Source organism: Brucella pseudogrignonensis (genome assembly GCF_002252525.1).
GTDB lineage: Bacteria > Pseudomonadota > Alphaproteobacteria > Rhizobiales > Rhizobiaceae > Brucella > Brucella pseudogrignonensis.
The window spans coordinates 278713-285836 of the sequence record NZ_NNRM01000041.1 but is presented as its reverse complement, the minus strand read 5'-3'; the positions used below and the strand labels follow the sequence as shown (position 1 = coordinate 285836).

The window sequence follows — 7124 nt, the reverse complement described above, 5'->3', positions numbered from 1 at the left end:
GCCGACCTCGCAGGAACAGGTCATTCAGTCACTCGAGGGCGGCGTTGTCGCCAAGCTCATGGTGCGACAGGATGATGTGGTGGAGCCGGGGCAGATTCTGGCGCAGCTCGACCCAACCGTCACAGAATCAAGCGTGCAGGAAAGTGCCGCCAAATATCGTGCGGCTTTGGCAAGTTCTGCGCGGCTAACTGCTGAAGTCAGCCAGACTGAGCTGCAATTCTCGCCGGAGCTTGATGCGTTTCCGATGCTGGTGGCTGCAGAAACACGACTTTTCGATGCGCGTACACGCAGCCTGCAGGACTCACTTGAATGGATCACCGAATCCAAAAAGCTTGTGCAAGACGAACTCAATATCAGCCAGTCACTAAGCAAAATGGGTGCTGCCAGTAATGTGGAGGTGATCCGCCTGAAACGGCAGCTGGTTGAGTTGCAACTCAAGGAAACCGAGATCAAATCGGATTATATCGTTCAGGCGCGTGAGGAGCTTGCAAAGGCAAATGCCGAGGTGGAATCGCTTTCATCGGTTATTCGTGGACGATCGGATGCGCTTGCGCGTCTGACGTTGCGCTCGCCGGTGCGCGGCATCGTCAAGAATATCGAAGTTTCGACCATTGGTGGTGTGGTGCCTCCGAATGGCAAACTTATGATTATTGTGCCGCTTGATGAACAGCTGCTGATCGAGACGCGTATCTCGCCGCGGGATATTGCTTATATTCACCCGGATCAGCGCGCGACCGTCAAGGTGACCGCATATGACTATGCGATTTATGGCGGATTGGAAGGCAAGGTTGTCAGCATCTCGGCCGACACGATCAAGGATGAAGCGAAGCCTGAAAATTATTATTATCGCGTGTTCATCAAGACCGAGACAGATGCGCTTTTAAACAAGCATGGAGAACGCTTTCCCATCGTTCCAGGAATGGTTGCGACGGTGGATATTCATACTGGTAGCAAGACAGTCTTTGATTACCTGATCAAACCGCTCAACAGGGCAAGCGAAGCGTTGCGAGAACGATGATTTAAGGTTTCTTTAGCGCACAGTGAAGCTATTGTGCGGAAGGAAAATCAGACTCGGAGGCCGGTGTGCAGTACCAGATAGGTTGTCTGGAAAAAATAGTTCCAAAAAAGCCTTACGCAACGCTGTCGAGATCGCAATGTGAGAAGCGTCTCGATGTGATGTACCGCAAACTTTTAAGCGCGGTGATCAAAAGAGGGAGCGCGCATCTGCGCGCCAAACTTGACCGCTACCGGTTCCAAACAGAATTTGATCACGCGCTCGCCCTCATCAAGAAATGGAAGGAAGACCACAAGAGCTCAGCCCATCTCTCCACCCGCCAGCACGATGACATATATCCATGGGGTCGACGGGTAACAGCTGAAAACTATCGCTTGGAGAAGGAAAGTAAAAAAAGCCGTCTTGATAAGCACGTACTTAGCACCGAACGCAGACTTGCAGAAGCAGTCCAGCGCTTTTCTCAAAAAATTGACTTTATAAGATCTGGTTACGCCTGGCTACGAACGCAAACTCAAAGTGCCAGCTCCCATGATGTGCCTGGTAACGAAACAAAGCAGATTTTGAACCAAGATTGTATGCGCCAGAACGCTGATACTTTGATTTTTCGCGATGCTGAACTGGCTATAAAGGACAGAACACAGGCCGGGTGGAAGGCGCCAGCCTTCAAACTACACCATGCACTGTTAGGGGATGGGCTCACCCATCAGAAAAATCTTTCGCTTATCGCTAAAATGGCATTGCCAGGACATCTGCGCGCAGCAGTCGCTCACCATTTCTTCTGGGCGGGTCGTCAGCAAACGTCGCAATTTAGGCCGCTCGCCTTCGATCTGCAGAACTTTTCAGATCATCGAAAAGAAGCCACATTACTTTTTTTTGATCAACCAAACGATCTGAGACACGAAATAGCCGGTCCCATGGCCGTGCAGGAATTTAACTATACGCCGCACCCTTTCGAAGGAAGCGAACGTGAAGGCTTACGGCTAAGGAAATTCCGCGGAGCAAGGTCTGAGAAAGAGCTCTCCGTGAATTTCTCTTCGCACACAGAGAAGTTTCATCGCAGCCAGACTGCTGACAGTGCTTGCGATCCTGAGTTGCGTAAAGACCTTCCTACAATATTCGATGAAATTCTGACGGTAGCGCGCGCCGGGAATTCATTGATGATCACGGGGGGAGCTGGGACTGGCAAAACATCAATGGTGCCAGGTCTCATCTCTAATTTTCTGGCAGATGGACGCTCGGTTAAGGTGCTGGGTGCTCAAGGTAGTCTGGACAGAATTGAAGCACTTTGCCGCGAATTCATGTCCGTAAGACGGAATGTCACTGTGCCTATGGTCTGGTTCCGGGAGCAGGATTATTTGCTTTTCTTCGGGGGCAGAAATGCGCATACGCTTGCCAATGCTGAAAACGGCAAAGAACGGAAAGCCTTTATCGAAAGTCACCGGCATATCAGACATGAGATGCAGCAATCCGATGTGCTTGTAATTGATGATGCGACGCAGATAACGTTCCATTCGGCTTTTGTGACGCGCTACAAACAGGTGATCGTGTTAGGAGACCAGCAGCAGATATCAGTTGACGGGTCTGTTTTTGAAAATGCGAGAAGATCAGATCTGCCGGTGTTTCAATTGTTCCTCACACGCCGGAGCAAAAACTGCGATACAATGGCATGGTCGAATATCTTCGCATACGAAAATTCACTGATCTGCGAACGTAAAGGGGCGCCAGCATGCGAGATTTTTTACCTGCCTCGAGCCCATTCATTAAAGGGAATCGTTGAGTTAGAAGCCGCCGCGGTTAGCTCAGCTGTCAGAGATTCGCTCAAAAGCAACGGGACGACCGGACTGGTTGCTTTTTCCAAACAGCAGCTCGAAGCCATTCTAGGTTTTATACCGGTTAACGAACAAAAGAAGCTTGAATTTAAAGGTTTACCTGCTGAACTTCTTGGAGAAGAAGCGGACAATGTGTACGTTTCCCTAGGCGTTGCGTTTAACTTAAAAAACCGCCTGCCAGCTTTTCTGGATGGCTTTGAGGATGATCAGTCCGTTCAGCGAATGAACGTCGCTTTATCCCGAGCAAGGAGGAAAAATGTTATCTTCTCATCGATCTTACCTGGCGACATTGACCTTCGTACCGCTACTGATGCTCAGACACTCCTGTTATCGTTGCTTGAAACGAGCATCTGCGTGAACCGGCAGGCATCGCTTGATCCTGGTTCCTCACATAGAGGCCACGAATAAACAGAGCTGTCTGTTTAGGTGCTAGGCCGTGCAAACGTCGTGTTGTAGCACGTGTTGATGATCGCATGGTACTCAATGTCATTCTGTTGCGCTCCGCACAGGGTCATCATGGTCCGAAATCCCTCAACGCTATGGTATTGCAAAGAGCTGTAACAGCCGGTTCGTTCGTCGGTGACGTGCTGCTGTCTGGGATCGACTGTCCGCGGCCTATGATGGCGACATCTTGATGATTGATAAAACCTGTGTTCGTGTTCACCAGCACGGAGCCACAGGAAAAAGGGGGCAAGACGATGGCTGCGTGGCTTTCTCACAGGTAAAATCCACACAATTGTTGATGCAGAAGGCCGTCCGATCAATCTTTGAATAACGGGGGCGCGTTGCTGAGTGTTCACAGGCAGAGGGCCTAATAGAATGCATCAAAGAAGTCGGCACGCTGCTCGCTGACCCAAATCCAACCGGCGAGATATCTTCGCGTTTTCGCCGGGGGGGGGGTATCGTCACAGAAATCGGGTCTAGCGCTTCTTTAACGGCATTAAACGCTATCGTGGCATCGCAACGCGTTACGACAAGAACCCAGCCAACTTCCTCGCTGCTGTCAAACTGATCGCCGTGCTCATCTGGTGCGTCAGCTTATGAGTCTACGACGTAGCAAACTCTATTGTGGGATAACGCGTGAAACTTGCGCCAAGCTGGTCCGATCAAGCCTCGTTCTTAAGATTGATGGTGATCTGCCAATTCTGCAACAGCAGCATCTATTCTGCCATGCTGCTCGTTAATGGCCGGTAATGTGGGGGCTAACTCATTACAGTGGATCTGTTTCGAACGTGCTATGCAACGACACTGAGGTATATCCTTAACTCGCAAACTGAATTATCGGACATGTGTTCTCAACTCGGCTTAAAAAAACCCAGAGTGATAGGCAATTGAATGCGGTGTCGTGGGACGGATCATCGCTTCCGGAAAGCGCAGGTGTTCTATCAGGTGATTTGGTTAGCACCCAAACATAGGTATAGGTTCGCAACCACTTAAATTGCTATATGGTTTCGCGCAGTCGAATCTGGGGAACGACAAACGATGTCTAAATATGCAGAGGGCGTGCATAAGCGAGGCAGTGAACTGGCGGTCGGCTTTGTCGCACTGGCGCTGGCGCTTGCTGTCTTTTACGTCGATACCTTCACCGATATTGAAGGCGCTATTGCCGTTCTCTATGCCATTGTGCTGCTGCTGGCAGCCGAAGTAACAGGGCGCACAGGCATTATCCTGAGCGGCATTGGCTGTTTCATCCTCACCATCATATCCTATTATGCGACCCATGGCCCGGAGCCGGATTTTCAGACAACCATTCGACTGGCAGTCGCTGTTGCTGCAGTTGTGGTCACGGCGGTTCTCATTCTGAGAAACAAAATGGGGCAGCAGGAATTGCTCGCCTCCCACGCAGCGCTCAAAGATAGCGAAGCGCGCTATCGCTCGATTTTTGACCGCACACGCGTTGCCCTTTGCGAGCGCGATTATTCGCGGCTTCGCCAGCATCTGATTCAGTTGAAGGCGCAAGGCATCACTGACATCGAAGACTACGCCCGCACGCATCCGGATTTCGTCCATAAATGCATTGGCATGACCGATACGGTCGCAGCCAATGAAGCAGCCTATGAACTTTTAGGGGTTGATCTGGGGCAGGCACATCGACTTGGCAGTCTCTTCGTTCCACGCGATGACCAATTTGTGCATGTGTTGCAAGCGCTGCTCGATGAACAGCGCTATTTTGAGAACAAAGTCGAGTTTCACACCCAAAGTGGTGAAGAACGGCTGGCGCTGCTGAGCATTAGCTTCCCGAGCGATCCTGCTGCTTTCAATCGCGTTGTGCTGAGTATGGTCGATATTACTCAGCGTGAACTGGCGCAGAAGGCGCTGGTGGAAGCACAAGCCGAACTGACCAAAGCCTCGCGGGCCGCAACCGTCGGTGCCTTGTCTGCCTCGCTTGCCCATGAACTCAACCAGCCGCTTGGCGCCATCATGCTCAATGCGCAGACAGTGCTGCGCTGGCTCGACCGCGATCCGCCGGACCTGACCGCCGTGCGACGCTCTGCGGAACGGATCATTCGCGACAGTGACCGCGCAAGCGAGATTATCCAGAACACGCGCAATATGCTGAGCCAGGCCAAGCGGCGGGTGGAATCCATCGATCTCACCATGTTGGTTCGCGAAACCATTGCGCTCATGGAACATGAGCTGCAACGCAGCAGCACGCAGGTACGCATGGCACAGAACTGGCGTTCGCCCGTGATTGAGGGCGTGCGGATTGAGCTTCAGCAAGTGATTATCAATCTTGTGACCAACGCCATTCAAGCGATGGAAGCATCCAGAACCCGTTCGCGTTCAATTGTGATCACCATCGGGCGCACCGACAATGACCATGCCGTAATCAGCATTCGTGACAGCGGACCGGGAATAGATCAGGATACGCTAAAACGGCTGTTCATGCCGTTTCATACAACCAAGGCTTCCGGTATGGGCATGGGGCTTTCGATCTGCCGCAGCACGGTTGAAGCAAGCGGTGGAACCCTGACCGGGACCAACCACGAAACAGGTGGTGCGGAATTTGAAATGCGCCTGCCGATCAATTGGGAAGTGCAGGATGCCTGAGATACGCAAGCCCCAAAAGCAACCAAACGACAAGCCTGTGGTCTTCATCATCGATGACGATCCGTCGATGCGAGAATCGCTGGCCGATCTGTTTTTATCCATGCAGTTTGATGCGGAAGCATTTGAAACAGCCGCAGCCTTCATGGCCAAACTCCCGGATCAATCACGAATGGAAAGACCCGGCTGCATTCTCCTCGACGTCCGTTTGCCGGGCATCAGCGGCCTTGATTTCCAGAGCCAGCTTGAAAAATCGGGCATTCGCCTTCCAGTGGTTTTCATGACGGGCTTTGGCGATATTCCGATGACGGTACGTGCGATGAAGGCAGGCGCTGTCGACTTTCTCACCAAGCCGTTCAAGGAACAGGATGTGCTCGATGCAGTGAGTTCGGCTGTGCAGCGCGATAGCGTGCGCAGGCAGGAGGCAGCGCAAAATCAGGCTGTCGTCGAACTGGTGCAGACATTGACCCCACGCGAGCGGGAAGTGATGAACGCGGTCGTCACTGGCAAAATGAACAAACAGATCGCCTTTGATCTTGGCATTAGCGAAGTGACGGTGAAGCTTCATCGTGGCAATGTCATGCGCAAAATGGATGTGCGTTCTCTTGCCGATCTGGTTCGCAAGGCCGAGTTCCTCAGCGAAACGACAAAGTGACCTGTATCTAAGTATGGTATATTTGTGCTCTGCCAGAGCGCATAAAGGGCCTTAAGTGCATCTCTAAAAACAGGAATCGTTTTCGGGATGCGCGATCAGATTTTAGCAATTCAAGGTCCAATATCTTGTCCGCAGCGCAAATTCATACCATAGCCATTGTTGATGATGATCAGGGCATCCGGGAAGCTCTCGACGATCTCGTCAAATCCTGCGGTTATGAAAGCCGTCTTTTTGCATCAGCCGAAGAATATCTTGCCTATGAGGCGCAATCGGATATCGATTGTATGCTGGTTGATGTGAAAATGCCGGGATTAAGCGGAATCGAGCTTCAGGCCGAACTGAACAAGCAGACGGCCCATCCGCCGATGATCTTCATGACATCCTTTGAAGACGACCGTACCCGCAATGCGGCCATGGAAGGCGGCGCTTTCGCTTTTCTGGGCAAGCCGGTCGATGTGACCAAACTGCTCGACCATCTTGAGCACGCACTCCGATCATAGGGTTGGGGAACAGCATACCAATCGCCGGGGATAGATAGACCTCGGTATAGATGTGGTCCTTTCCCTGCTCTCGTAAA

5 protein-coding genes and 1 pseudogene are annotated in these 7124 nt (G+C 51.7%); all 6 read left to right on the top strand.

Features of this window, described 5'->3' with window-relative positions; genetic code table 11:
• Window positions 1-1018 (top strand): HlyD family type I secretion periplasmic adaptor subunit (locus CEV34_RS19140; RefSeq protein WP_094543192.1); only part of this gene is annotated, 1018 nt, incomplete at its 5' end.
• A gap of 65 nt (window positions 1019-1083) precedes the next feature.
• Entirely contained in the window at window positions 1084-3252 is a 2169-nt protein-coding gene (locus CEV34_RS19135; RefSeq protein ID WP_007877527.1) for a DEAD/DEAH box helicase, read from the top strand.
• A pseudogene (locus CEV34_RS19130) lies at window positions 3249-3888 on the top strand (transposase). Before CEV34_RS19135 ends, CEV34_RS19130 begins: the two are co-directional and overlap by 4 nt.
• A 438-nt stretch (window positions 3889-4326) precedes the next feature.
• Window positions 4327-5895, top strand: a complete 1569-nt coding sequence (locus CEV34_RS19125) for a sensor histidine kinase (RefSeq protein WP_007877528.1) — start codon at window positions 4327-4329, stop codon at window positions 5893-5895.
• Window positions 5888-6547, top strand: a complete 660-nt coding sequence (locus tag CEV34_RS19120; protein WP_094544244.1) for a response regulator transcription factor — start codon at window positions 5888-5890, stop codon at window positions 6545-6547. Before CEV34_RS19125 ends, CEV34_RS19120 begins: the two co-directional genes overlap by 8 nt.
• 125 nt (window positions 6548-6672) lie before the next feature.
• Window positions 6673-7047, top strand: a complete 375-nt coding sequence (locus CEV34_RS19115) for a response regulator transcription factor (RefSeq protein WP_007877530.1) — start codon at window positions 6673-6675, stop codon at window positions 7045-7047.
• Window positions 7048-7124 lie beyond the last annotated feature (77 nt).